The organism is Pantoea sp. UBA5035, assembly GCF_002415245.1.
GTDB lineage: Bacteria > Pseudomonadota > Gammaproteobacteria > Enterobacterales > Enterobacteriaceae > Pantoea > Pantoea septica.
The window spans coordinates 51017-75987 of sequence record NZ_DICD01000014.1 but is presented as its reverse complement, the minus strand read 5'-3'; the positions used below and the strand labels follow the sequence as shown (position 1 = coordinate 75987).

The following is a 24971-nucleotide window of genomic DNA, read 5'->3' as shown; positions in this document are numbered from 1 at the left end:
GTGATGGCGACCCGTCAGGGTCGCCAGACGACCATGCAGCAGCGCGAGAGTTAACCCGCCAGCGCGGCGAAAACCTGCTCTACGGCGTAAGCGCCGGGATCTTTTACCCCATCCAGCGTCTGCTGATTCAGGTAGGATGAGCGACCCGCTCTGGCGCTCTGCATCTGCGCGGTGGAATCGGCGCCCTGGGCAGCCGCCTCTGCCGCCTCCGCCAGCGATTTGCCCGCCGACAGCGCCTCCAGCGCCGGCTCCAGCGCATCGACCAGCGTGCGGTGGCCAATCTGCGCGCCGCCGTAGTGCTTCATCTGCTCCAGACCCTGCGTCAGCGCCTCTGGCAGCGTACCGCCCTGCGCCAGCCGCTGGCCCGCCGCGGTAAAGAGGATCGACATCAGCACGCCGCTCGAACCGCCCATCACCGTCGCCAGCTGCTCGCCCACCAGCGCGAACAGCGACGGCAGATCCGCTAGCGGCAGCTGCTGCGCTTCCAGCGCGCTCTTCACCTTACGTGCGCCCGCGGCGAAGGTCGAGCCGGTGTCGCCGTCGCCGACTTTCGCGTCCAGCGCGTTCAGCTCGGCTTCAAGATCGATCAGCGTCTGCGCCACGCGTCCAACCACCTGCGCCGTCCGCTCGTCCTGAGAAGGCGTAAACTCGAGCTTGCTTACCACGCGCTGGCTGCTCAGCGTCGTGACCGGCTCCACCGCATGGACTGGTGCCCAGCCCAGCACTTCTACCGGCGCTTTCAGCGCTTCGAGAAACACCGCCTCTACCTGCAGCACCGTCAGCGAGAAGCCTTTCATATCGAGCGCGCTCACCAGCGTCGCCGGACCGATCAGATGGCTGATCTGCGCTGCCAGCGGGCTTTTCAGCACGTCGCGCGTCACCAGCGCCAGCTCCAGCATTGAGAAGCCGCCGAGATTGTTCACCAGCAGCACCGCGCGGGTGCCGGAAGAGAGGCTGTTGGCCAGCTTCTCCGTCATGATGCTCACCAGCTGCTGGCTGTTCTGCGTGTCCAGCGTGATAACGCCCGGCTCGCCGTGAATGCCCATGCCCAGCTCGCTCTCGCCCTCTTTCACGCGGTTGTCGCGCTTTTCGCCGGGAATATGGCAGGTCGAAAAGGCGACGCCGATGCTCGCCGTGCCTTTAATGGCGCGCTGCGCCAGGGTTTTCACCTGCGCCAGCGACTGCCCCTGCTCTGCGGCGTAGCCGGCGATTTTGTGGATCAGAGCGGTGCCGGCGATGCCGCGCGGCTGGGGGTTGTCCGGCAAGGCGATATCGTCCTGTACCATCACCATCTCAACCTTGTAGCCCAGCGCGCGCGCCTTCTCCGCCGCCAGTCCGAAGTTAAGGCGGTCGCCGGTGTAGTTTTTCACGATCAGCAGGCAGCCCGCGTCGCCGGTAATGTTGATAATCGCGCTCAGCACCGCGTCGACGCTGGGTGAAGCGAAAATATCGCCGCAGACTGCGGCGGTCAGCATCCCCTTGCCGACGAAGCCGGCGTGCGCCGGTTCATGCCCCGAGCCGCCGCCCGAAATCAGCGCCACCTTGCTTTTATCCCAGTCGTTGCGCACCACCACCCGAATGTCGTCGCCTAAGTCGAGGCGGCTAAGGTTGTGCCACGGCGTGCTCAGCAGCACACCCTCGATCGCTTCGTTGACCAGATTATTTTTTTCATTCATCAGGAACTGGCTCATTGCATCCTCTCCAATGGTGTTGATGCCGCCAGGCAGCGGCACGCTTTAAAGGTAGCCGAAGAAATGCAAAGGGCGGCCGATGGCCGCCCCTGAGGATGTGGCTGGAATCAAAGCGCGATGCGCGTCACGCTGTCGGGGTTTTTCGGCGGCGCTTTGCGCGATCCCGGCTGTTTGACGCTGACGTAGAGCGCCTTGCCGTCGGCGGAGAGCGCCAGGCTGTTAGGCAGGCCCGCCGTTTTCACCGTGCGTTTCACTTTATAGCTGCTGGCGTCGATGATGCTGACCTCGCCCGCTTTGCGGTGGGTGACGTAGAGCTCATCGCGCTGCGGATTGAACAGCACCGCCAGCGACTCTGGCGCGGCGATCGTCTGGATCACTTTCCCATCGCGCAGATCAACCACCAGCACCTGCGGCTGTTTCGAGTCGCTGAAGAAGGCGCGCTGGCCCTGAGTATCGAGCGCGATATTCAGAAAGAAATGCGCTTTGTCGTCGCCGATTTTCTGGCGCTTTTCAACGGCGTTGGTGCGGGAGTTGATGGTGATGAGTTCGCCGTCGGCGTTAGTGACGTAGAGTTTTTGCCGCTCGCTGTCGACCGCCAGGCCAGTAGCCATTTTGCCGGTGTTCGGCACCACGCTGAGAAGCTGCAGGGTTTTGCCGTCCACCACCCAGACCACGCTCTGCGGCCCCAGCCCGGTGACGTAGACGCGGTTGGTTTTCACATCGACGGCGATTTCGCGCGGCTGCAGCGGACGCACGCTGTCGCCGCGCTGGCGGCCGTCCAGTACCAGCGTGTTGAGCACTTTGCCGCTGACGGCGTCGATAGCAGTCAGCGCGCCGTTCAGGGTGTTGCCGATATAGAGCACGTTGGTTTGCGGATTGATCGCCGCGCCGAAGCTTTTCAGCTCGGTGGGGATGGTTTGTTTAATCGCCAGGTTTTGCGGATCGAGGCGGAACACCGCGCCGCCTGGCGCATCGCTGCCCTGCGAGGCGGCGAGGAACAGCGTATCGTCGCTGGGGCTAAAGGCGAGTTCATAAGCGCCCTTGCTGACCGGCTGGGTAAGTTCGTCCGCATGCGCCAGCATGGCGGAGGCGGAAAAGAGCGCGGTGGCGAGCAGCGTCACGCGCAGCGCAGAGGATAAGGATTTCATGATCTCTCCATAGCAAAAATTCACCGCCGTCAGGCAGTGCTGGAAAGCTCACATTGCAAACCGAACAAAAAAGCGAAAGGGCCTTAAGGCCAGCAGAGACAATTTTTTTGGCAGATCATAAGGATTTATCGCCAGAAGGGAAGCGGTTTCACCCGCTTAAACGCCGCCAGGACGCCCGGAGGCGTCCTGTCAGCAACAGCCGGTCGGACTTATTTCAGCAGTTCAGCCGTCATGTGCACGCCGTTGTTGGTGTAGGCTTCGGTCACTTTGTATGACGCGCCCGCTTCTTTCGCCTGCGCCGCGATTTTTGCTTCCGCGCCGTCAAGGGTAGCGTCGGTAGCGGTCACGCTCTGCGCGAAGCTGGTCAGCGGAAGAACGGAGAGAGCGATAACAGCAGCAAAAGTTTTGATAGTTTTCATGGTCAATTCCTCGGTAGATGTTTAGTCAGATAAGGCGTGTCGCCTTGTTGATATGAATAATAGACCGAGGATGACACTGCTGATAGCGGAGATAATTGCCGTTCTTTATCAAATTTACTGACAATCAAATCGCACATTGGGTGTAGCGGCGCCGCAAAAGGTTAACTTGCTGGCAGAAATAAAAAGGGCAGCATATTCCGCTGCCCTCTGGCCTGTTAGCCGTGATGTCGCACGCGAGTGAAGATGGTGAGCGAGGCGAGCAGCATCAGCACGCCGCTGGCGAGAAAGACGCCGCCTGCGCCCTGCAGGTCGAACATCCAGCCGCCCGCCGCCGCGCCAGCAGTAATCGCCAGCTGGATGGTGGCCACCAGCAGGCCGCCGCCCGATTCAGCGTCGTCCGGCACCGCGCGCGAGATCCACGTGGACCAGCCGGTCGGCATCGAACCAAACGCCAGGCCCCACAGCGCCACGCCCGCGCCGACCAGCCAGGAGACATCGACAAAGCTCACCAGCAGCAGCGCGGTGGCGCTCATCACCAGCGCCATCGCGCTCAGCGTCAGCGATACGCTGCGCGTCACCAGATAGCCTGCCAGCGAAGTGCCGAAAAAGTTAGCCACGCCAAACGCCAGCAGCACCAGAGAAAGCTGGTTGAGATTAAGCTGCGCGCTGCTCTCCAGGAACGGACGCAGGTAGGTAAAGAAGGCGAAGTGGCCGGTAAACATCATAATCACCGCCAGCATGCCCCAGCGCATCAGCCCGCTGCGCAGCAGATCGAGCACGCCGCCGCTGCGCGCTTTGTTCTCCGGCGGCATCGCCGGCAGGGTAAAGCTCTGCCAGATCAGCGCCAGCACGCCCAGCCCGGCGGTCAGCATAAAAATATTGCGCCAGCCGATCAGGCCGCCGAGATAGCTGCCGAGCGGCGCGGCGATAATGGTCGCCAGCGAAATGCCGCTGAAGACGATCGACAGCGCGCGCGGCACCTGATCGCTGGGCACCAGGCGCATGGTGATGGCGGTCGAGAGCGTCCAGAAGCCGCCAATCGCCATGCCGAGCAGCACGCGCGCCAGCAGGATCAGCGTCAGGTTGCTCGCCAGCGCCACCAGCAGCGCCGAGGCGACCAGCAGCAGCGTAAAGGCGAGCATCACCACGCGGCGATCGAGCCGCCGCGTAACGCTGCCCACCACCAGACTGGTCAGCAGCGCCACCAGCGCGGTCACCGTTACCGTCTGTCCCGCCTGTCCTTCCGACACCTGCAGCGAGGCGGCGATCGGCGTCAGCAGACTGACCGGCAAAAATTCGGCGGTAATGAGGCCGAATACCCCAAACGCCATGGCAAAGACCGCGCCCCAGGCTGGACGCGCGGGTACGGAAACCTCATCAGCCACTTCTGTACTCAGACTCATGCAGCTTCTCCATAAAAAATTTATTAAGGCTGGAGCATAGAGGCAGCGGGCAAGACGATCTATGATGACAACACCTTCATTATTGATAATTCGTCTGGAATGCAATGAGCCACTATGAAGATCTGACCAGCGAACTGCTGATGGGCATGCGCCTGCACGGCGTGACCTATCAGCGTATTCAGCTCGCCGCGCCCTTCGGGCTGCGCTATGAGCATGCGCCGGGCCGCGCGCAGTTTCACTTCGTCGGGCGCGGCCCGCTGCTGGTGCGCGGTGCGTCAGGCGCAATTTTTACGCTTAATACCGGCGACGCGCTGCTGATCCCGCACGGCAAACCCCACAGCCTGCTCTCCTCGCCCGACGCCGACTGCGAGAATATCGCCGCCTTCAGCAGCAAGCCGATCTGCGACAGCGTCTGCGCCATTGGCGCGCCTGCCGACGCCTGCGACGACGAGGAGAGCGTGATCCTGTTCAGCGCCTGCATGAAGTTCGAGCTGGGCGGCATGCAGCCGCTGATCAACACCATGCCGGATATCATGCTGGTGAGCACCCTGCTGTCACAGTATCCGGAGATCCAGCCGATTCTCGACGCTATGGAGCGCGAGTCGCGCACGCGCCACGCCGGCTTCGCCGGTATTCTGTCGCGGCTGGCGGACGTGGTGGCGGCGCTGATCGTGCGCGGCTGGGTAGAGAACGGCTGCGGTCAGGGCAGCGGGCTGGTGCAGGCGATGCGCGATCCGCGCCTGAGCAAGGCGATCGCCGCGATGCACCGCGAACCGGGAGAGAACTGGACGGTAGAACGGCTGGCGCGCGTGGCGGGCTGCTCGCGGTCGGTGTTCGCCGAACGCTTTCAGAACGCCACCACCATGACGCCGCTGCGCTATCTCACCGAGCTGCGCATGCGGCTGGCGGTGCAGCGCATCGTTAATAACGGCGAAGCGGTGGAAGTGGTGGCTTTTCAGCTTGGCTACGGCTCGCTGGCCGCTTTTAGCCGCGCCTTTAAGCGCATTGTCGGTCAGCCGCCCGGCGCGCTACGCGCCGGGCGGGAAGAGGCGCGTGCCTCCTAGCGGAAGACGCTGATCGCTTCCACCAGGCGGTTAGCCTGATGCGTCATGCGGCTGGACGCCTCGGCGCTCTCCTGCACGCGCGCCGCGTTGCGGTGGGTGATATCGTCGAGATCCTCGACTGCCGTAGAGACTTCGCTCAGCGCGGTGGACTGCTCGGCGGTAGCGGCGCTGATCTGCGCGATCAGCGAGGAGACGTTCTGCACCTGCGCGACGATGTCCTGCATGGTGCGTCCCGCCGCATCGGCGTGCCGGCTGCCGAGCTGAACCCGGCTGGCGCTGGTTTCCACCAGGCTTTTGATTTCGCTGGCAGCCTTGGCGCTGCGCTGCGCCAGGCTGCGGACTTCTCCCGCCACCACCGCGAAGCCTTTGCCCTGCTCGCCCGCGCGCGCCGCTTCCACCGCCGCGTTGAGCGCGAGGATATTGGTCTGGAAGGCGATGCCGTCGATCACGCTGGTGATGTTGGCGATGCGCTGCGAGCTTTCGGCGATTTCCGCCATCATCCCCACCATTTCCTGCATCACGTCGCCGCCCTTGCTCGCCGCCTGGCTGGTGCGCGCCGAGAGCGTATTTACCTCACCCGCCGTTTCGGTGTTGCTTTTTACCGTGGCGGTCATCTCATTCATGGTGGCGGCAGTCTGCTGCACGTTAGCCGCCGCCTGTTCGGTGCGACGGCTCAGCTCGCTGTTGCTGCTGGCGATGGCGTCGCTGGCGCTCAGAACGTTAATCGCCTGGCCGCTGACGTCATCCACCAGCCAGCGGAACATCAGGCCGAGCTGGCCGATAGCACGCTGCGTCATCCCCACCTCATCGACGCGATCGATTTGCTCTACTTTATGACTGGCGCCGGTGGCCACGCTAAGCGCCTGCTGGCACATGCGTTCGATGGGGCGCGAGATTTGCTGTTCCATCCACAGGCTGGTCAGCAGCAGCAGCAGCGCCATGCCGCCGGTAAAGCAGCCCAGCGAGGCGGGCGTCATGCCGAGCAGCGCGGCGCTGAGCGCCGCCAGCGGCAGCAGCGCGATCAGCGGCAGGCGAATACGCCAGCGCAGCGGCAGCGTTTTCAGCAGTGACCCGACGCGACGCCAGCCGGTGCGTACGATTAGCCCTTTATGGAAGCGGCGCCCTTTCGTCCGCCCTTCGCGAAAATCGCGGTAGAGCGCTTCAGTGGCGCGAATTTCCGCTTCGCCAGGTTTGGTGCGCACCGACATAAATCCCTGCACTTTGCCGTCACGCACCACCGGCACCGCATTGGCGCGCACCCAGTAGTGGTCGCCGTTTTTACGGCGGTTTTTCACCAGCGCCGACCAGGGTTCGCCCTGCTTCAGCGTCGCCCACATGTCGGCAAACGCCTCGGGCGGCATGTCGGGATGGCGCACCATATTGTGCGGCTGCCCGTTGACCTCTTCCGGCGTAAAGCCGCTGACCTCGATAAAGGCGTCGTTGGCGTAGGTGATGTAGCTGTTGATATCGGTGGTCGACATTAACGTCGCGTCATCGTCAAACACGAATTCGCGCTGGGTGACTGGCTGATTGTTACGCATGACGGGTCCTTGAAAGGGCTGCTGAATGTAGGGAGATTATCAGTTATGTTTTTTTATATTTTCGGCAGCAAAAGACCCGGGCTTTAGGGGCGGCAATAAATTTTCCCCGCTAAAAAAGAGGACTGGAGAGCATTTGACCCGCCAGCCGCGTATATATAATCCTTTAGCCCTTTTTAATAATCGTGTTTGTCAGCCCTGTAGCGCGCGGCGGATAAAGCCCTGATGCCTTTTGAGGCGTGCGCGGGCTTCTCCGGCGTCGATGTCGGCCAGCAGCATCAGGATGGCGGTTTTGCAGTGGCCGTCGCAGGCCGCCAGCGCGCGGCTGGCGTGCGCTTCGTCGCAGTCGGTGGCCTGCATGACGATGTTGATCTGGCGCTGTACCAGTTTCTGGTTGGTGGCCTCTACGTCGACCATCAGGTTGCCGTAGACTTTGCCGCTGCGGATCATCGCGCCGGTGGTGAGCATGTTGAGCACCAGTTTTTGCGCGGTGCCCGCTTTCATGCGCGAGGATCCGGTGACCACTTCCGGGCCGACCACCGGCGTGAGCGCGATGTCCGCTGCCTGCGCCATGGCGCTGTTGGGGTTGCAGGTGAGCGCCGCCGTGGTGGCGCCAAGCGTCCGGGCATATTCCAGCGCACCCAGCACGTAGGGCGTGCGGCCGCTGGCGGCGATGCCCACCAGCACATCTTTCTTGCTGAACTGGATGTCGCGCAGATCCTGCGCGCCCTGCTCGCGGTCGTCTTCCGCGTTTTCTACTGCCTGCAATATCGCCTTGTGGCCGCCGGCGATGAGCCCTACCACCTGGTCGCGCGGCGTGCCGAAGGTCGGCGGGCATTCGCTGGCGTCGAGGATGCCGAGTCGCCCGGAGGTGCCTGCGCCGCTGTAGATCAGTCGGCCGCCCTGTGCAAAGGCGGCGACGATGGCGTCAACCGTTTGGGCGATCTGCGGCACGATCGCTTCGACCGCCAGCGCCACTTTTTTATCTTCGTTGTTGATGACGCGCAGCATGGCGTCGGTGGAGAGCTCGTCGATGTTCTGGCTGGCCGGGTTACGGCCTTCGGTGATGAGCTGGCTGAGGTCGATTGTCATGGGACGTGCTCCGGGCATGATTTATCCAGGCCCGGTTTTATCATATTTGCGGGATAAAAAAAGGGTTCAGACGTTGTCTGAACCCTGTTACATGGCCTGATGTTGCCTGGAAAGCCGGAGCCTGCGCGGATAAGACGGCCCGATCGCAAAGACGCAAAAAGCGCCATCCCTGGCAGCTCGGCCTGCGTCATCCATGACGCAGGACGCTTTGCTCTTCGGTCCGTCTTATCCGCTGTTTAGCCTGGCTCGTCGCCTGATGGTCAGGTCAAAAGAAGGGTTAGCTCGCCGTTTGTGCGCGCAGCTTCAGCTCGTAGGCTTTCGCCTGCTCGGCGTCGAACTGGTTTTCCCAGCGGGCGATAACCAGTACCGCCAGCGCGTTGCCGATGACGTTAAGCGCGGTGCGCGCCATATCCATGATGCGGTCGACGCCCGCGATAAAGGCCAGGCCTTCCAGCGGAATGCCGACGCTGCCCAGCGTCGCCAGCAGCACCACGAACGAGACGCCCGGCACGCCTGCGATGCCCTTGGAGGTCACCATCAGCGTCAGCACCAGGATGATCTCATCGGTCAGCGACAGGTCGATGCCGTAAAGCTGCGCGATAAAGATGGCGGCGATGCTCTGATAGAGCGTTGAGCCGTCCAGGTTAAAGGAGTAGCCGGTCGGCACCACGAAGCTGGTGATCGCCTTCGGCGCGCCGTAGGCCTCCATCTTCTGCATGATGCGCGGCAGCACGGTTTCCGAGCTGGAGGTCGAGTAAGAGAGGATCAGCTCATCTTTCAGGATACGCATCAGAGTGGTGATGCGCAGCTTACAGAAGCGCGCCACGCCGCCGAGGATAACGAACGCGAAGAAGAGAATCGCGGCGTAAACCAGCAGCACCAGCTTCGCCAGCGGCCACAGAGAGGTGAAGCCGAAGTTGGCGATGGTCACGGCGATCAGCGCGAAGACGCCCACCGGCGCGTAACGCATAATCATGTGCGTCACTTTAAACATGGTTTCCGACACGCTGCGGAAGATGTTGACCAGCGGATCGCGCTGCTCCGACGGCAGCGCCGACAGGCCCATGCCGAACAGCACCGAGAAGAAGATAATCGGCAGCATGTCGCCCTTCACCAGCGAAGCGAAGATGTTCTGCGGGATCAGCGACAGAATGGTGGCGACCAGGCTGTGAGGCCCGTTCTGCACCGCTTCGGTCGTGGCTTCATACTTAGAGATGTCCACCGTTGCCAGCGTTGACATATCAATGCCGGTGCCGGGTTGAAACACGTTAGCCAGCGTAATGCCGACCACAATGGCAAGGGTGGTGATCACTTCGAAATAGACGATGGTTTTGACGCCGATTCGTCCCAGTTTCTTCGCATCGCCCACGCCGGCAATGCCGACAATCAGCGATGAAATCACGATAGGCACAACGATCATCTTGATCAGATGAATAAAGATATCGCCCGCCGGGCTGAGAATGTTGGTGATTAACCATTCACGATCGTCTGGCTGATTATGCAGCACTGAACCGACAACGATGCCGAGCACCAGCGCAATCAGAATCTGCCAGGCCAGGCTTATTTTAAAACCTTTCATAACGCGTTATTTCCTCAGTCAAAACCCCTATTGCTACGCTGCGAAGGTGCAGAGAAGGATACACACAGGGAAGTGAGCAAAAGCCCGGTAAATTAGAGGGTTATTGAGGACAGCGTCCTCGACGAAAATGCGAAAATTCCCGTACTTTTTTCAGACGCCGTCTGGTTGAGTCCTGCTGAGCAGGGGCGAGATAAGTACCATTTTCACTGTGGTAAATGCAACCCCTGGCGTGTTCGATTAAAGATTAGCCACTCTTCTAGCATAAAATGCTGTTTAGTTATAAAAACCCTAACCTGCTGTTCTAAAAAGTAATAGTTATTAAATTATCCGCATAGCTATGCAGCGCTGCGCAAAAAGGCGACGGGTTCGTTTGCTGCATTTTTCGCCAGCCACAGGGTCGAATTGCGGAGCATGTTCGATGGTTTTGCAAGGGATAACAAGCAGGCGGGCGCTCTCGTGATCTAAGGCGCAAAAAAGAAACAAAGCATTGGCTCAGGCTTCACTTAACCTTTGATTGACATATTATTAACATCTTCAAGGAGATCCGCCATGAGCCAACAACATAAACACCCGATTCCTGCCGGCATTGCCGCGAATGCCCTGATCACTGCCGAGCAGTATCAGACGATGTATCAGCAGTCCGTCAGCGACCCGGATGCGTTCTGGGGCGAACAGGGGAAAATCCTCGACTGGATCAAGCCCTACAGCAAAGTGAAAAACAGCTCTTTCGCGCCGGGCAATATTTCTATTCGCTGGTATGAGGACGGCACGCTTAATCTGGCGGCCAATTGCCTCGATCGCCATCTGGAAAAGCGCGGCGACCATCCCGCCATTATCTGGGAAGGCGACGACGCCAGCGAAAGCAAGACCCTGACCTTTCGCCAGCTGCATAACCAGGTGTGCCGCTTCGCCAACGTGCTGCTGTCGCTGGGAGTGAAAAAAGGCGACGTGGTGGCGATCTATATGCCGATGGTGCCCGAAGCGGCGGTGGCGATGCTGGCCTGCGCGCGCATCGGGGCGGTGCATTCGGTGATTTTCGGCGGCTTTTCGCCGGAAGCGGTGGCGGGCCGCGTGGTGGACTCCAGCGCGAAACTGGTGATCACCGCGGACGAAGGCGTGCGCGCCGGACGTCCTATCCCGCTAAAGAAAAACGTCGACGACGCGCTGAAAAATCCCACCGTCAACAGCGTGAAAAATGTGGTGGTGCTGAAGCGTACCGGCGGGTCGATCGACTGGCAGGATGGCCGCGATCTCTGGTGGTCCGAGTTAATGGATAAAGCGAGCGAGCAGCACGCGCCCGCCGAGATGCAGGCGGAAGATCCGCTTTTTATCCTTTATACCTCTGGCTCTACCGGCAAGCCGAAAGGGGTGCTGCACACCACCGGCGGCTACCTGGTTTATGCGGCGACCACCTTTAAATACGTTTTCGATTATCATCCGGAAGATATCTACTGGTGTACCGCCGACGTCGGCTGGGTCACCGGTCACAGCTATCTGCTCTACGGGCCGCTGGCGTGCGGCGCCACCACCCTGATGTTCGAGGGCGTGCCGAACTGGCCGAAACCGAGCCGCATGGCGGAAGTGGTGGATAAACACAAAGTGACCCTGCTCTATACCGCGCCGACGGCGATCCGCGCCCTGATGGCGGAAGGCGACAAGGCGATTGAGGGCACCAGCCGTCAGAGCCTGCGCATCATGGGCTCGGTGGGCGAACCCATTAACCCGGAAGCCTGGGAGTGGTACTACAATAAGATTGGCGACGGCCGCTGTCCGATTGTCGATACCTGGTGGCAGACTGAAACCGGCGGCTTTATGATCGCGCCGCTGCCGGGCGCCATCGAGCTGAAAGCGGGCTCCGCGACCAAACCTTTCTTCGGCGTGCAGCCTGCGCTGGTGGATAACGAAGGCAATCCGCAGGAGGGCGCGGCGGAAGGCAATCTGGTGATCACCGACTCCTGGCCGGGCCAGGCGCGTACGCTGTTCGGCGATCATGACCGCTTCGAGCAGACCTACTTCTCTACCTTCAAAAATTGCTATTTCAGCGGCGACGGCGCGCGCCGCGACGAAGATGGCTACTACTGGATCACCGGCCGCGTCGACGACGTGCTTAACGTTTCCGGCCACCGTCTCGGCACCGCCGAGATCGAATCTGCGCTGGTGTCGCACCCTAAAATCGCCGAAGCGGCGGTGGTGGGCATTCCCCACAGCATTAAAGGCCAGGCGATCTACGCCTATATCACGCTGAACCATGGCGAAGAGCCGTCGCCAGAGCTCTATACCGAGGTGCGCAGTTGGGTGCGGAAAGAGATCGGCGCCATCGCTACGCCCGATATCCTGCACTGGACCGACTCGCTGCCGAAAACCCGCTCCGGCAAGATTATGCGCCGCATTCTGCGCAAGATCGCCGCGGGCGACACCAGCAATCTGGGCGATACCTCAACGCTGGCCGATCCAGGCGTCGTGGATAAACTGCTGGAGGAGAAGCAGACGCTCCGTATGCCGTAAACCGTCTTACCGGCGGGAGGTCTCTTCTTCCCGCCGCCCTTTCCTTACGCAGTGTGTTTCTGAAGTCACATAACAATATCTGACCAGGCCTTTCTCGCGCAGCAGCGTGAGGCTGCCGCCTGCATAACCTCTGGAGAAACTGTGATGAACGACGCCCTTTCCACTCAGGAGGCGCTCAATCAACGAATTGAGCGTCATCCGCGCTTTCAGGAGCTGGTGCATAAGCGCCAGCGGTTCGCCCTGGTGCTGTCGCTGATTATGCTGGTGCTCTACGTCGGCTTTATTCTGCTGATCGCTTTCGCGCCCGGCTGGCTCGGCACGCCGCTGCATGACGGCACCAGCGTGACGCGCGGCATTCCCATCGGCGTAGGCCTGATTGTGATTTCTTTTGTGCTGACCGGCGTTTACGTCTGGCGCGCCAACGGCGAATTCGATCGCCTGACGAAGCAGATCCTCAGCGAGGTAAAACCATGAAGCGTCTTTCTCTCTGGCTGCTGGCGCTGCTGCCCGCCTCCGCGCTGGCGGACGCCCTGACCGGCGCGGTGCAGAAGCAGGCCACCAACTATCAGGCGATCGGCATGTTTGTGGTGTTCGTCGCCGCCACGCTGGGCATTACGTACTGGGCGTCGAAGCGCACCCGCTCGCGCAACGACTACTATACCGCCGGCGGCAATATAACCGGTTTCCAGAACGGCCTGGCGATGGCGGGCGACTTTATGTCCGCCGCCTCCTTTCTCGGCATCTCCGCGCTGGTTTATACCTCCGGCTACGACGGGCTGATCTACTCGCTCGGCTTCCTGGTGGGCTGGCCGATGATCCTGTTTCTGATCGCCGAGCGCCTGCGCAACCTGGGTCGCTACACCTTCGCCGACGTCGCCTCTTATCGCCTGCAGCAGAAGCCGATTCGCACCCTCTCCGCCTGCGGCTCGCTGGTAGTGGTGGCGCTCTACCTGATTGCGCAAATGGTGGGCGCGGGCAAGCTGATCCAGCTGCTGTTCGGCCTCGACTATCATATCGCCGTGGTGCTGGTGGGCATTCTGATGGTGCTCTACGTGCTGTTCGGCGGCATGCTGGCGACCACCTGGGTGCAGATTATCAAAGCGGTACTGCTGCTGTTCGGCGCCTCTTTTATGGCGATCATGGTGATGAAGGCGACCGGCTTCAGCTTCAATAACCTTTTTACTCAGGCGATGGCGGTGCACCCGAAAGGCGCGGCCATCATGCAGCCGGGCGGGCTGGTGAAGGATCCCATTTCCGCGCTCTCGCTCGGACTGGGGCTGATGTTCGGCACCGCCGGATTGCCGCATATTCTGATGCGCTTCTTTACCGTGGCGGACGCGCGCGAGGCGCGTAAAAGCGTCTTCTGGGCCACCGGCTTTATGGGCTACTTCTACTTCCTGACCTTTATTATCGGCTTCGGGGCGATTCTGCTGGTCGGGGCGAATCCCGCCTTTAAAGACGCCAGCGGCGCGCTGATCGGCGGCACCAATATGGCGGCGGTGCATCTGGCGAACGCGGTAGGCGGCAGCACCTTCCTCGGCTTTATCTCCGCCGTGGCCTTCGCCACCATTCTGGCAGTGGTCGCCGGGCTGACGCTGGCGGGCGCGTCGGCGGTATCGCACGACCTGTACGCCAGCGTTATTCGCAAAGGCCAGGCGACCGAGCGCGAAGAGCTGCGCGTGTCGAAGATTACCGTACTGGTCTTGGGCGTGGTGGCGATTGCGCTGGGCATCCTGTTTGAGAAGCAGAACATCGCCTTTATGGTCGGCCTCGCCTTCTCTATCGCCGCCAGCTGTAACTTCCCGATCATTCTGCTGTCGATGTACTGGTCGAAGCTGACTACCCGCGGCGCGATGATTGGCGGCTGGCTTGGGCTGATTACCGCGGTTGTGCTGATGATCCTCGGCCCGACGGTCTGGGTGCAGGTGCTGGGTCACGCCTCCCCGGTTTATCCCTATGAGTATCCGGCGCTCTTCTCGATGATTGTCGCCTTTGTCGGCACCTGGCTCTTCTCCGTTACCGACCATTCGCCGCAGGGCGCGCAGGAGCGCGGCCGCTTCCGGGCGCAGTTTATCCGCTCGCAAACCGGTATTGGCATCTCGCAGGGCAAGTCGCACTAAGTCATATCTTTCCCGCCAGCGTGAACAGACGCTGGCGTTTTTCTCAGCAGAAAGGCTAAAATAAGTGCGAATCGCACGATTCGCACGATTAAGGAATCACAATGCTGAGTTTTACCGCTAACCAGGCAAAAACGCGTTTTGGCGAGCTGATGAACAAAGCGCAGCACGAGGCCGTTACTATCACTAAAAATGGCCGCACCGCCTTTGTCTGCCTGCCAGCTGAAGATTATGAAGCCTTTGAGCAATTCAAGCTAGAAAGCCTGCGGGCTAAACTGGCGCACGCTATCGCTCAGGCGGAAAACGGTCAATTGCATGACGGTGAGGCTGTCTTTGAGGAGCTGATGAAGGATCTGTAATGGGACAGTTCAGGCTTACGGATGAAGCGAAGGAAGATTTAAAAGAGGTCAAAGCCCATTCATTAACGCGATGGGGAGCTGTCATCACTCAGGCGTATTTGCAGGGCATGCGTGTGACGATGCAAATGCTCGCCAGCCATCAGGTCGGCATCGACATCAGCAATGAGACCTGGCCAGGCGTCTTTTACTGGCCTTACGAAAGCCATTACCTCTATTTTCTTCGGGTGCCTGAGGGCATTCAGGTCATCGCGATTATTCATCAGACGCGTCTGCCAAAAGCGGTGAAAAAGCGTCAGCCCTGACAATAAAAAAGCCGGTCGCGCAAGCAACCGGCTCAAACGTGTTTATTACGCTGATTAGAAACGCAGCGAAGCGCCGACGTACGGGCCGTCGACCAGCACGTTGTCTTTACGACCGCCTTTGTTGTTCAGCTCGATATACTGATAGCCCACGCGCAGGTTCAGCAGTGAAATCGGGGTGAAGCTCAGGCCGCCAGCGGCTTCCTGATAGCTGTCGAGATGGTCGGTCAGACCTTCTGGCGCGTAGTAGTATTCGCCGTACAGGCCCCACATGCTGTTGAAGCTGTACTGCGCGCCGCCGCCCAGCGCCACGGCGAAGCCATCTTTACCATCTTCCGGATGGGTGAAAATGGTCTTGGCGGTCGGCGCCAGACGCAGTCCGCCGATATCGACGTTGTAACCCAGTCCCAGGCCGTAGGTGCTGCCGTCGTGATCGCTGCGCAGCCAGTTGCCTTTAAGGAACAGGCCCGGAGAGGTGGTGCCCAGACCGACGTTCAGATTAGTGTTGTGCTCGCCGACATCCACGCTGCCTTCGATAGCCTGCGCCGCGCCGCTCAGCAGTACCAGACCCAGTGCGCTCCCGGTAACAAGTTGCTTAAACATGATTCCACTCCATGAAAGGACAATAATTTCGGCGCAAAGGTTAACAGCCTGAAATCCTCTGACAACTCTATTTGGCAACCTTTACGTAAACAGACATGTCGATCGGCAAATTTTGTTGTCAGGCTGCCCACATCAGCTGGCCGATAAGCGGCGCCAGCACCACCGTCACCACGCCGGAAAGCATCATCACCAGGCTGGCAACCACGCCTTCCTGCTCGCCGAGCTGGTAGGCGCGCGCCGTGCCTGCGCCGTGCGACGCCGCGCCGAAACCCGCCCCTTTCGCCACGCCCTGCCGGATAGCGATGCGCAGAAACAGCACGTCACCGATCGCCATGCCGAATACGCCGGTAATCACCACAAACAGCGCCACCAGATCGGGCTGGCCGCCGATGGGCTTCGCCGCCGCCAGCGCGAAAGGCGTGGTGATGGAGCGCACCGCCAGGCTGCGCTGGATCGACTCAGGCAGCGTCAGCAGCCGCGCCAGCCACACCGAACTGCACACCGCCACCAGCGTGGCGGTCAGCACACCCGCGCTCAGCGAGAGCCAGTGACGGCGAATAATCGTCATGTTTTCATACACCGGCACGGCAAAGGCCAGCGTCGCCGGGCCGAGCAGCCAGAGCAGCCAGTGGCTTTCAGCAATATAGTCCTGCCAGGAGACGTGCGTAATCAGCAGCAGCGCCACCAGCAGCACGGGCGTCGCCACCAGCGGCATCAGCAGCAGCGTGCGCCAGCGGCGATAGAGACGCTTGTTGAGAAAGTAGATCAGCAGCGTGACCGCCAGACAGAGCAGGCTCAGGATAAAATCACGCATCACGCTCTTCCCTGCGCGCCGCGCGCGCCACTTCATAGCGGTAGAGGCGATCGACCACCAGCGCGGTGGAGGCGAGCACCAGCACGGTGCTTAGCGCAATCACCACGCAGATGCGCCAGCCGTCGACGCGCAGCAGGTCGCCGTAGTTCACCACCGCCACCACCGCCGGAATAAAGAACAGCAGCATTTCGGCCAGCAGCCAGCGCGAGCCCGCTCTGACCCAGCGCAGCGGCAGCACGCGCGTGACGATCAGCGCCAGCAACAGCAGCATGCCGACGATATTGGCGGGCAGCGGCAAATGCAGCCAGCTCACCAGACGATCGCTGGCGATAAACATGCCGATGTACAGCAGCAGCTGCAGCGGCAACCAGAGTCGTTGCAGCCTGCCCACGCGCTGCGGGCTGAGCGCTAACGCCATTTTCTTCTCTCCCTTCACCAGATTCGGTGCTTAGTATAAATCCGCGACAGAAGGTGAAAAAAATGAATTAAAATTATCCCAATCATGCCAAAAGGGAATAGTTATGGACGTCCGTGCGTTACGCTACTTTACCGAGGTGGTGCGCCAGCAGAGTTTTACCCGCGCCGCGCAGAAGCTCTATGTGACCCAGCCCACCATCAGCAAAATGCTGCGTCAGCTGGAAGAGGAACTGGGCTGCACCCTGCTGCTGCGCGACGGCCGCAAGCTGCATCTGACCGACAGCGGCCAGGCGGTCTACCAGCGCGGGCTGGCGATTTTGCAGGAGTTCCACCAGCTTGAGGCGGAGATCGGCGACATTAACCAGCTGAAAACCGGCGAGCTGCGCCTCGGCATTCCGCCGATGGTCGGCATGCAGATCGCCGGCTCGATCTCGGCGTTTCGCCGCCGCTATCCCGGCGTCACCCTGAACATCGCCGAATTTGGCGGCCTGACGGTGCAGCAGGCGGTGCTCGCGGGCAGCCTGGATATCGCCCTTACCGCCCTGCCGGTCGATCCCGATCTGCCGCTGAACACGCTGCCCCTGATGCACCATCCGCTCTGCGTGCTGGTGCCGCGTCAGCCCGCCTGGCTTAACCGCAGCCATATCGCGCTGACGGAGCTGGCGGCGCATCCGCTGCTGATTTTCAACGAGGAGTTCTCGCTGAATCGCCAGCTGATGAAGGCGTTTCAGCGTCTTGGCGTCACGCCGCATATCGCGGTGCGCAGCGGACAGTGGGATTTTCTGGCAGCGATGGTGCAGGCGGAGATGGGGCTGGCGATCCTGCCGGAGCCGATCTGTCAGCGGCTGGATAAGCAGTCGCTGCTGTGGCTGCCGCTGGAGTCGGAGCTAATGTGGAGTCTGGGATTGATCTGGCGGGAGGGAAGCTATCTGTCGCGCAGCGCGCAGGCGTGGATCGCCTGCTGCCGCGAACACTGGCCGGATGAAGCGCCGCGCCTGTCGGTATAGGCGCGGCGCGCGGCTTACTCTTCTTTCTCGATCAGCAGCGCTTCCAGCAGGTCGAGATCGCGCAGCAGGCGCTGCATGCTCTCATCGGAGAGCTGCTGGGTCGCGCGCAGGTGATAGACCTCGGCGCGCTCGGCGCGCAGCGCGGTCAGGCGGAAACGACGCTCCAGATTCTCGGCGAACAGCGCCTGCTCCAGATCGCTTTTGCCGTCCGCCCGGCGACGCAGGTTGCCGATAACGCGCAGGCTAACCTCTTTAAGCAGCTCAGGATCGATATTCACTTCGCTGCTGTTCTCCAGCCGCTCTTCCATTTTATGCAGGCTTTCGATCGCCACGCTCGCCATCACCGCACGGGCGTTTTGCAGCTCGCGGCGGTGTCCGGCTTTATCGATGCCGTCCACGCCGCGCAGCAGCAGCGGCAGCAGCACCACGCCCACCAGCAGCGAAAACAGGATCACGCCGGTCGCGATAAATACCAGCTCATAGCGCGCCGGAAACGGCTCGCCGGAGGTCAGGAACAGCGGGATAGAGAGCACGCCCGCCAGGGTAATGGCGCCGCGCACGCCGGCAAAGGTAGCGATCAGCAGCTCGCGCAGCGAGTAGTTGGCGAACTCCATCGGCTTCTTCTTCAGCACGCGCTTGCTGAGACGCTGCATAATCCAGAGCCAGCCGAAGCGCACCACCATCAGCGCGCCGTAGACCAGGATAATGTCGGTAAACAGCATCCAGAGCTCGACGTTGGGATCGGCGTTGGCGGCGTCAATCGAGGTGCCGATAATGTCCGGCAGCTGCAGGCCGAGCATCAGGAACACCATGCCGTTGAAGACGAACTCCAGCATCTGCCAGACGCTGTTGGCGCGCAGGCGCATCGCCAGCGGCGCCTGACGGATAATGCCGGAGCGGGTAATGGTCATGCCCGCTGCGACCGCCGCCAGAATGCCGGAGACGCCGAGATGTTCGGCAATCAGGTAGGAGGCGAACGGCAGCAGCAGCAGCAGCACGGTTTGCGTCGCCGGATCGTCGCCGCTCCAGCGGCTCAGCAGACGCAGCGATTTACCATAGAGCCAGCAGACCGCCACGCCCGCAATCAGGCCGCCGATCGCGACTTTGAGGAACTCGACGCTGGCGCCGCCCCAGGTAAACACCATGGTGCCCATCGCCACCGCAACGGCGAACTTCAGCGAGACCAGGCCGGAGGCGTCATTCATCAGCGCCTCGCCCTGCACAATCGACATGATTTTCTTCGGAATGCGTCCCTCGCCGACGATGCCGGAGAGCGCCACGGCGTCCGTCGGCGACAGCACCGCCGCCAGCGCGAAGGCGGGGATCAGCGGAATACCCGGCACCATCCAGTAGATGAGGTAGCCGATGCCGACCACGGTAATCAGCACCAGCACCAGCGCCAGGCCGATAATTTCCCGGCCATGGTGCAGGAACTCGCTGATCGGCGTCTTCCAGCCGTCGGCAAACAGCAGCGGCGGAATAAACAGCACCAGGAAGAGTTCCGGATCGAAATCGACATGCAGGCCGAACGTGGGCCAGGCGAGCAGCGCGCCGGCGAGGATCTGCACCAGCGGCAGCGGGATCTGGAACGGCAAGATGCGCGCGGCCACCCCGGAGAGCGACACCACCAGCGTCATAATGAGAATAGTGAAGAAGATTTCCATGCTTTCCTTAGGCGAATCGTAAAGTCAGAAAAAATGTTGTGAGCGCTAAAGTGTAAAGCAAAGTGCGCAGAGAATGACAAGTCACGCGTGCGGCGCGGCGAAAAATCAGGAGAAAGTCCCGGGCGAGACGGCGCTCGCCCGGTTTTACCGCTAGATCGCCCAGCCGCCGGCGTAAAAGATCACCAGCGCGGCCGCAATCACCACGGTGCCGACGTTCAGCCTGCGCCACTCGCCGGCGAACAGGCGGCCCACCACCAGCGTGGCGAAACCGAGCATAATGCCGGTGACGATATTGCAGGTCAGCACGATAAAGACCGCGGTCACCAGGCCGGACATCGCATCGACGAAGTCGCCGAAGTCGATTTTCGCTACGTTGCTCAGCATCAGCAGGCCGACATACATCAGCGCGGGCGCGGTGGCGTAGGCGGGCACCAGATAAGCGAGCGGCGACATAAACAGAATCGCCAGGAACAGCAGGCCGACCACAATCGCCGTCAGGCCGGTCTTGCCGCCTGCCGCCGTGCCGGCCGCGGATTCGATATAGACCGCCGCAGGCGACGCGCCGACCAGGCCGGCGAACAGGCTGCTGACCGAATCGGTGGTCAGGGCGCGTCCGCCGTTGATGATCTGGCCCTTCTCATCCAGCAGGTTCGCCTGCCCCGCCACCGCGCGGATGGTGCCGGTGGCGTCGAACACCGCCGTCATCACCAGCGCCAGCACGCTCGGCAGCACCATCGGCTGTAGCGCGCCCATAATATCCAGGCTGAACAGCAGCGACTCGCCCTGGCTGTCGCGCAGGCTGGGCAAGGCGAACAGTCCCTGAAACTTCACCGCCGGATCGAAGATCAGCCCAAGAATCGAGATGGCGATGATGGTGAGCAGAATGCCGCCCGGCACCCGGCGCTTTTCCAGCCCGACGATCGCCGCCAGTCCCAGCAGCGACATCATCACCGGAAACGAGGTGAAGTGGCCCAGCGCCACCGGCATGCCGGCCGCGGGATTCTTCACCACCAGCCCGATACCGTCGGCGGCGATCAGCAGCAGAAACAGGCCGATACCCACGCCGGTGCCGTGCGCCACGCCCATCGGCAGATTGCGCAAGATCCAGGCGCGGATGCCGGTCACGGAGATAACGGTGAACAGCAGCCCCATCAGGAATACCGCGCCGAGCGCTACCGGCACGCTGATATGCTGGCCGAGCACCAGGCTAAAGGCGGTAAAGGCAGTGAGCGAGATGGCGCAGCCGATGGCCATAGGCAGGTTGGCCCACAGTCCCATCACGATAGAGCCGACGCTGGCGACCAGACAGGTGGCGACGAAGACCGCCGTAGGCGAAAAGCCCGCTTTGCCCAGCATGCCGGGCACCACAATCACCGAGTAGACCATCGCCAGGAAGGTGGTCAGTCCCGCCAGAATTTCCTGCCGGACGCTGCTGCCGCGTGCAGAAACAGAGAACCAGGCGTCCAGCTTGCCAGCGGACGAGCGTGATTCGTATGACATAGTTGAGCCTCAAGAATTTTTTGTTGTGTGAAACGCCCTGCGTCGCTGCCTGCAAAATCCCTGGTTATCAACCCGGCGCAATGGCGCGCCAGGCGGCAGGCAAACGTTTACTTCGCGGCGGATAACTCTCCGCTATGCGGACAGATAAAAGGCAAGGGATTATCCGGCGTTTGGCAGCAGATTTTCAACTGCTTCATCGCCTTAATTCAGGATAAAGAAGAGCGCTTACAGGCGTTTCTAAAGGCTTGTGCGGCGTCGGCGCTGGAGCCGCCGCCACGTTACTCTTTGATGTCGCAGCTTTTTTAGTGCTCAGCCGCCCGGCAGCACCTCGCCGCCCTGCTGAATGGCGCGCTGCCAGGCGGCGCGCTGCTGCACGGTATTCAGCCACGCCGCCGTGGCGGGCATATCCTCCAGGCCGCCGCGCGACTGCAGCGCCAGCAGAGGAAAACTCATCTGAATATCGGCAATGCTGAAGCGCTTGCCCGCGAACCAGGGCTGAGCGGCCAGGTGTTGCTCAATCATCTGGCGATGCGGCACCAGCTGCTTATCGAGCCAGGCCTTCTGCATGCCTTTGCCCAGCGCCGCGCCCGCTGGACGCAGCAGCCAGGGCACCGGCGCCTTGCCGAGGCGGCCAAAGACCAGCTTCATCACCAGCAGCGGCATCAGCGACCCCTCGGCGTAGTGCAGCCAGTAGTTCGCCTGCAGACGCGCCTGCTCATCGAGAGAGGTTAAGCGCTGTTCGCTGTCATATTTGCCTTCCAGATAAGAAAGGATGGCGCCCGATTCAGCCACCACCTGATTACCGTCGGTAATCACCGGCGACTTGCCGAGCGGATGAACCTTTTTCAGCGCGTCCGGCGCCAGCATCGACGCCTCGCGCTGATAGCGTTTGATTTGGTAAGGCACTTCCAGCTCTTCCAGCAGCCACAGCACGCGGTGCGAGCGCGACTGCTCAAGATGGTGGACGGTAATCATAGTGAATTCCTGTTATGAACCTCAGGCAAGTATAGCGCTCATCCTCTTTAGCGCGGCGGCTCGCCTTTATCATCCTGTTCGGGATCGAGCAGCACCGCGCCGGAGCCCTGCTGCGCCAGCCGGTCGCCGGGGTTGCGCAGCGGACAGTCGCGCATCGACAGGCAGCCGCAGCCGATGCAGCCGTCGAGGTCGTTGCGCAGGCGCGTCAGGGTTTCGATGCGCTTATCCAGCTCCTCGCGCCAGTGCTGCGTCAGGGCGTCCCACTCGTGGGTCGACATGCGCTTGTTGGCGGGAATATGCATCAGGCTGTCGCTGACGGTGGCGAGCGGGATGCCGATGCGCTGGGCGATTTTGATAATGGCGACGCGCCGCAGCACGTCGCGGCTGTAGCGGCGCTGATTGCCGCCGTTGCGCGTGCTGGAGATTAGCCCTTTGCTCTCATAAAAGTGCAGCGCGGAGACCGCCACGCCGCTGCGGCGCGCGACTTCGCCCGGCGTTAAAACCGGTTTCGGGTAGTTGCGATCTTTTTTCATCTGGCTCTTTACCTCAAGTTAACTTGAGGAATTATACTCGCCTCCGTCAAATAACGAATCCCTCAGGACTAAAGGACGAGATTATGATGCAAGAAGAGATCATTCACTCCCTGACGCGCTGGATCGACCAAAACCTGGATAAGACGCTGTCGATCGATGAAGTGGCGGCCAGGTCCGGCTATTCAAAATGGCACCTGCAGCGTATGTTCCGCACCGTGACGAAACAGACGCTAGGCGGCTACATTCGCGAACGTCGCCTGACGCTGGCGGCGGAAGCGCTGCGCCAGACGCAGCGTCCGGTATTTGATATCGCGATGCAGTACGGCTATGACTCGCAGCAGACCTTTTCCCGCGTCTTCCGCCGTCAGTTTTCGCAGACGCCGACCGCCTATCGCCACTTTATGCGTCGCCAGGCGATTCAGCGTCCACGTATGCTGAGCTTCGACTGCAGCGAATCTGCGGCAAGCTATACCCAGCGCACCACCGGGGAATGCTGCCCGGTTCGCTAAGCCTCAGGCGCCCTTAACGGGCGCACCTTTCCGCTTTCCTCGCCTAACGCCCTGATTTTCCGCCCAACATTTCGATAAAAAAATTTCTACCATACCAGGTACAAATTTTGTTCAAAAAATCAAATCCAGTGATATAATGTGACCCAGCTCACATATTGCACCCTTTATGACGGCGAAAAGCCTTTCCCTGACCACGCTTTTCGTCGCCAGTGATGTCCGGTAACCGTCAGGGATAATCACTTAGATTCAGAGGCTTAAGTCGATGGCGACCATAACCACCAGCTTGATTGTCATGCGTTGGGAACTGCTCAGCGCAATCATGATGTTTTTTGCCAGCACCCTTAAAATTAAGTTCCGCCAGAGCAGCCATCACGTGATGGCGTTTATGTGCGGCGGCGTCGGTCTCGGGATGACCTGCTGGTTCGTGATGGGGCTGCTGGGCATCTCGCTGAGCATGGAAAACGTGCATCACTTTATGCTGGTGACCAAAGATACTTTTATTCAGGTGATGAGCCAGACCCCGCCCGACTGGCCGATGCCTTGATTTTCATTCAATAAAAAACCCTGCAGCGCGGGGTTTTTTATTACAGGCGGTTTACGTAGCTGAAAGCGGCAGGCATGGCCCGAAGAGCAAAGCGTCCCGCGCCAGGGACGGCGCGGGCCGAGCGAGCATGGATGCGTTAAGCGACTTTGCGAGCGGGCCATGCCTGCCGCGCTAGCACATTGCTTAAAGCCAATAAAAAACCCCGCAGCGCGGGGTTTTTTATTTTGCTGTGTGACTCAAACTTTCTTCAACAGCGCAGGGATATTGACGTCCTGCACCGAAACGCCCGGTATCTGCGTGCCGCGGCGATCCTGAATCCACATATCTCCCATCATCTGGTTAAGTCCGCGATCCAGCCCTGTCACCAGTCCTGCGCCCGGCGTAAAGGTCAGCTCGCCGAAATAGATGCGGCCTTCATGGATATACCAGTCCACGCGCACATAGTCGAAATCGCTCGCCAGCTTCTTGCTCAGATCGAGCGCGTGCTGCAGCGAGTCGGCGATTTTCGTCACATCCAGGCCGGTATCGCGAATCTTGTGGAACGCTTCGGTCAGATTGTTAACGTAAAAATTCATCGACAGCTGCGGCTGGCAGCGGTTGTAGATCACCTGCAGCACATATTCAAAGCGGCCGTCGCGCTTGTTGAACATATGGAACTTGTAATCGATCGGTGCCGTTTTGCCGTCGCCGATATACTTTTCAACCAGAATACGCGGCTTGATATAGCGATAGTGGATCTCGCGCGCCTCGTTGGCGAAGTCGGTCTTCAGCCACTTATAGCAGCTGTTGATAATCTGCTGCTTGCGCAGCGCGTCCGGCTCTTCTAGCAGGATCTCTACCATGTTGGAAGCGTGATTCGGCTTGATCACCGTGCCCTTCCAGCATTGCAGACTGTTCAACGATGCCGGATCGGTCGACTCGTGCACCAGCGGAATCAGGTATTCGTTGCCAATCTTCTCGGCGATATAGTCGCGCACCGAATACTTATCCGAAAGGCGGCCGTAAATCTGGTAGTCGCCATAGACGAACTTGCGGTACAGCACCTTTTCGTTGAAGACCTTGGGTTGACGCAAATTGGGCAATTTTTTGAACTTGTGGAAGTAGTAAATGCGGTCCTGGTATGCCCAGGGCATCTTCTTAATGAAGTACTGCACACTTCTTCTGAGTTCATCTTTCAACTTAAACATATCT

At 60.6% G+C, this 24971-nt stretch carries 25 protein-coding genes; 10 read left to right on the top strand and 15 right to left on the bottom strand.

Annotated elements, in window-relative coordinates:
- Positions 1 to 50: 50 nt before the first annotated feature.
- The 4 genes from B3229_RS10410 to B3229_RS10395 all read right to left on the bottom strand — a co-directional run bounded on the left by B3229_RS10410 (position 51) and on the right by B3229_RS10395 (position 4661).
- A complete protein-coding gene (locus B3229_RS10410) occupies positions 51 to 1691 on the bottom strand; it encodes a dihydroxyacetone kinase subunit DhaK (RefSeq protein WP_286870571.1) in 1641 nt (546 codons plus the stop codon).
- Between the two features lie 107 nt (positions 1692 to 1798).
- Entirely contained in the window at positions 1799 to 2839 is a 1041-nt protein-coding gene (locus B3229_RS10405) for a YncE family protein (RefSeq protein WP_286870570.1), read from the bottom strand.
- A 209-nt stretch (positions 2840 to 3048) separates the two neighbouring features.
- Complete coding sequence (locus B3229_RS10400; RefSeq protein WP_033749187.1) at positions 3049 to 3258, bottom strand: DUF1471 domain-containing protein; 210 nt, start codon at positions 3256 to 3258, stop codon at positions 3049 to 3051.
- Between the two features lie 215 nt (positions 3259 to 3473).
- On the bottom strand, positions 3474 to 4661 hold the full coding sequence (locus B3229_RS10395; RefSeq protein WP_286870569.1) for an MFS transporter: 1188 nt from the start codon (positions 4659 to 4661) through the stop codon (positions 3474 to 3476).
- A gap of 104 nt (positions 4662 to 4765) precedes the next feature.
- Between B3229_RS10395 and B3229_RS10390 the strand changes: the two genes are divergently transcribed.
- Positions 4766 to 5725 carry an AraC family transcriptional regulator gene (locus B3229_RS10390; protein WP_048783044.1) on the top strand — a complete coding sequence of 320 codons (960 nt, stop codon included), beginning with the start codon at positions 4766 to 4768 and terminating at the stop codon, positions 5723 to 5725.
- Here the strand turns inward: B3229_RS10390 and B3229_RS10385 are convergent.
- The 3 genes from B3229_RS10385 to gltP form a co-directional block, all read right to left on the bottom strand.
- Entirely contained in the window at positions 5722 to 7266 is a 1545-nt protein-coding gene (locus tag B3229_RS10385; RefSeq protein WP_286870568.1) for a methyl-accepting chemotaxis protein, read from the bottom strand. The genes B3229_RS10390 and B3229_RS10385 overlap by 4 nt on opposite strands.
- A gap of 189 nt (positions 7267 to 7455) precedes the next feature.
- Entirely contained in the window at positions 7456 to 8355 is a 900-nt protein-coding gene (gene murQ / locus B3229_RS10380) for an N-acetylmuramic acid 6-phosphate etherase (RefSeq protein WP_048783042.1), read from the bottom strand.
- 277 nt (positions 8356 to 8632) lie between these two features.
- The gene (gene gltP / locus B3229_RS10375) at positions 8633 to 9934 is read right to left on the bottom strand and encodes a glutamate/aspartate:proton symporter GltP (RefSeq protein WP_033749181.1); all 1302 of its coding nucleotides are present in this window, start codon (positions 9932 to 9934) and stop codon (positions 8633 to 8635) included.
- Between the two features lie 549 nt (positions 9935 to 10483).
- On the opposite strand from gltP, the gene acs reads away from it, so the two are divergent.
- The 5 genes from acs to B3229_RS10350 all read left to right on the top strand — a co-directional run bounded on the left by acs (position 10484) and on the right by B3229_RS10350 (position 15217).
- The gene (gene acs, locus B3229_RS10370) at positions 10484 to 12439 is read left to right on the top strand and encodes an acetate--CoA ligase (protein WP_286870567.1); all 1956 of its coding nucleotides are present in this window, start codon (positions 10484 to 10486) and stop codon (positions 12437 to 12439) included.
- 144 nt (positions 12440 to 12583) lie between these two features.
- A complete protein-coding gene (locus B3229_RS10365) occupies positions 12584 to 12913 on the top strand; it encodes a DUF485 domain-containing protein (protein ID WP_033749179.1) in 330 nt (109 codons plus the stop codon).
- Positions 12910 to 14559 (top strand): cation acetate symporter, encoded by a 1650-nt coding sequence (locus B3229_RS10360; protein WP_048784068.1) that lies wholly within the window; start codon positions 12910 to 12912, stop codon positions 14557 to 14559. Before B3229_RS10365 ends, B3229_RS10360 begins: the two co-directional genes overlap by 4 nt.
- 101 nt (positions 14560 to 14660) lie before the next feature.
- A complete protein-coding gene (locus B3229_RS10355; RefSeq protein WP_286870565.1) occupies positions 14661 to 14915 on the top strand; it encodes a type II toxin-antitoxin system Phd/YefM family antitoxin in 255 nt (84 codons plus the stop codon).
- Positions 14915 to 15217: a type II toxin-antitoxin system RelE/ParE family toxin gene (locus B3229_RS10350; protein ID WP_048784072.1), complete on the top strand. Its 303-nt coding sequence runs from the start codon at positions 14915 to 14917 to the stop codon at positions 15215 to 15217. The genes B3229_RS10355 and B3229_RS10350 overlap by 1 nt, the downstream gene beginning before the upstream one ends.
- 54 nt (positions 15218 to 15271) lie before the next feature.
- Here B3229_RS10350 and B3229_RS10345 read toward each other — a convergent pair whose 3' ends face one another.
- The 3 genes from B3229_RS10345 to B3229_RS10335 all read right to left on the bottom strand — a co-directional run bounded on the left by B3229_RS10345 (position 15272) and on the right by B3229_RS10335 (position 17049).
- Positions 15272 to 15817 carry a YfaZ family outer membrane protein gene (locus B3229_RS10345; RefSeq protein WP_033749177.1) on the bottom strand — a complete coding sequence of 182 codons (546 nt, stop codon included), beginning with the start codon at positions 15815 to 15817 and terminating at the stop codon, positions 15272 to 15274.
- A 118-nt stretch (positions 15818 to 15935) separates the two neighbouring features.
- A complete protein-coding gene (locus B3229_RS10340; protein ID WP_277268451.1) occupies positions 15936 to 16631 on the bottom strand; it encodes an LrgB family protein in 696 nt (231 codons plus the stop codon).
- On the bottom strand, positions 16624 to 17049 hold the full coding sequence (locus B3229_RS10335) for a CidA/LrgA family protein (RefSeq protein WP_048781492.1): 426 nt from the start codon (positions 17047 to 17049) through the stop codon (positions 16624 to 16626). Before B3229_RS10335 ends, B3229_RS10340 begins: the two co-directional genes overlap by 8 nt.
- Before the next feature lie 103 nt (positions 17050 to 17152).
- Between B3229_RS10335 and B3229_RS10330 the strand changes: the two genes are divergently transcribed.
- Positions 17153 to 18055 carry a LysR family transcriptional regulator gene (locus B3229_RS10330; RefSeq protein ID WP_286870559.1) on the top strand — a complete coding sequence of 301 codons (903 nt, stop codon included), beginning with the start codon at positions 17153 to 17155 and terminating at the stop codon, positions 18053 to 18055.
- 14 nt (positions 18056 to 18069) lie between these two features.
- Here B3229_RS10330 and B3229_RS10325 read toward each other — a convergent pair whose 3' ends face one another.
- Together B3229_RS10325 and B3229_RS10320 are read right to left on the bottom strand one after the other, a co-directional pair.
- Positions 18070 to 19719 (bottom strand): Na+/H+ antiporter, encoded by a 1650-nt coding sequence (locus B3229_RS10325; protein WP_286870557.1) that lies wholly within the window; start codon positions 19717 to 19719, stop codon positions 18070 to 18072.
- A 150-nt stretch (positions 19720 to 19869) separates the two neighbouring features.
- Positions 19870 to 21219 (bottom strand): NCS2 family permease, encoded by a 1350-nt coding sequence (locus tag B3229_RS10320; protein ID WP_048781489.1) that lies wholly within the window; start codon positions 21217 to 21219, stop codon positions 19870 to 19872.
- A 27-nt stretch (positions 21220 to 21246) separates the two neighbouring features.
- Between B3229_RS10320 and B3229_RS10315 the strand changes: the two genes are divergently transcribed.
- Positions 21247 to 21525, top strand: a complete 279-nt coding sequence (locus tag B3229_RS10315) for a hypothetical protein (RefSeq protein WP_286870554.1) — start codon at positions 21247 to 21249, stop codon at positions 21523 to 21525.
- Positions 21526 to 21528: 3 nt separating this feature from the next.
- Here the strand turns inward: B3229_RS10315 and B3229_RS10310 are convergent, their stop codons facing one another.
- Both B3229_RS10310 and soxR read right to left on the bottom strand, forming a co-directional pair.
- Positions 21529 to 22194: a glutathione S-transferase family protein gene (locus tag B3229_RS10310; protein WP_286870552.1), complete on the bottom strand. Its 666-nt coding sequence runs from the start codon at positions 22192 to 22194 to the stop codon at positions 21529 to 21531.
- Positions 22195 to 22241: 47 nt separating this feature from the next.
- A complete protein-coding gene (gene soxR, locus B3229_RS10305; protein WP_033749168.1) occupies positions 22242 to 22727 on the bottom strand; it encodes a redox-sensitive transcriptional activator SoxR in 486 nt (161 codons plus the stop codon).
- Between the two features lie 83 nt (positions 22728 to 22810).
- On the opposite strand from soxR, the gene soxS reads away from it, so the two are divergent.
- Both soxS and B3229_RS10295 read left to right on the top strand, forming a co-directional pair.
- Complete coding sequence (soxS, locus tag B3229_RS10300; RefSeq protein WP_048781487.1) at positions 22811 to 23236, top strand: superoxide response transcriptional regulator SoxS; 426 nt, start codon at positions 22811 to 22813, stop codon at positions 23234 to 23236.
- 262 nt (positions 23237 to 23498) lie between these two features.
- The gene (locus B3229_RS10295) at positions 23499 to 23780 is read left to right on the top strand and encodes a YjcB family protein (RefSeq protein ID WP_033749166.1); all 282 of its coding nucleotides are present in this window, start codon (positions 23499 to 23501) and stop codon (positions 23778 to 23780) included.
- A 236-nt stretch (positions 23781 to 24016) separates the two neighbouring features.
- Here B3229_RS10295 and B3229_RS10290 read toward each other — a convergent pair whose 3' ends face one another.
- A complete protein-coding gene (locus tag B3229_RS10290; protein ID WP_033749165.1) occupies positions 24017 to 24967 on the bottom strand; it encodes an ATP-grasp fold amidoligase family protein in 951 nt (316 codons plus the stop codon).
- Positions 24968 to 24971: the final 4 nt, after the last annotated feature.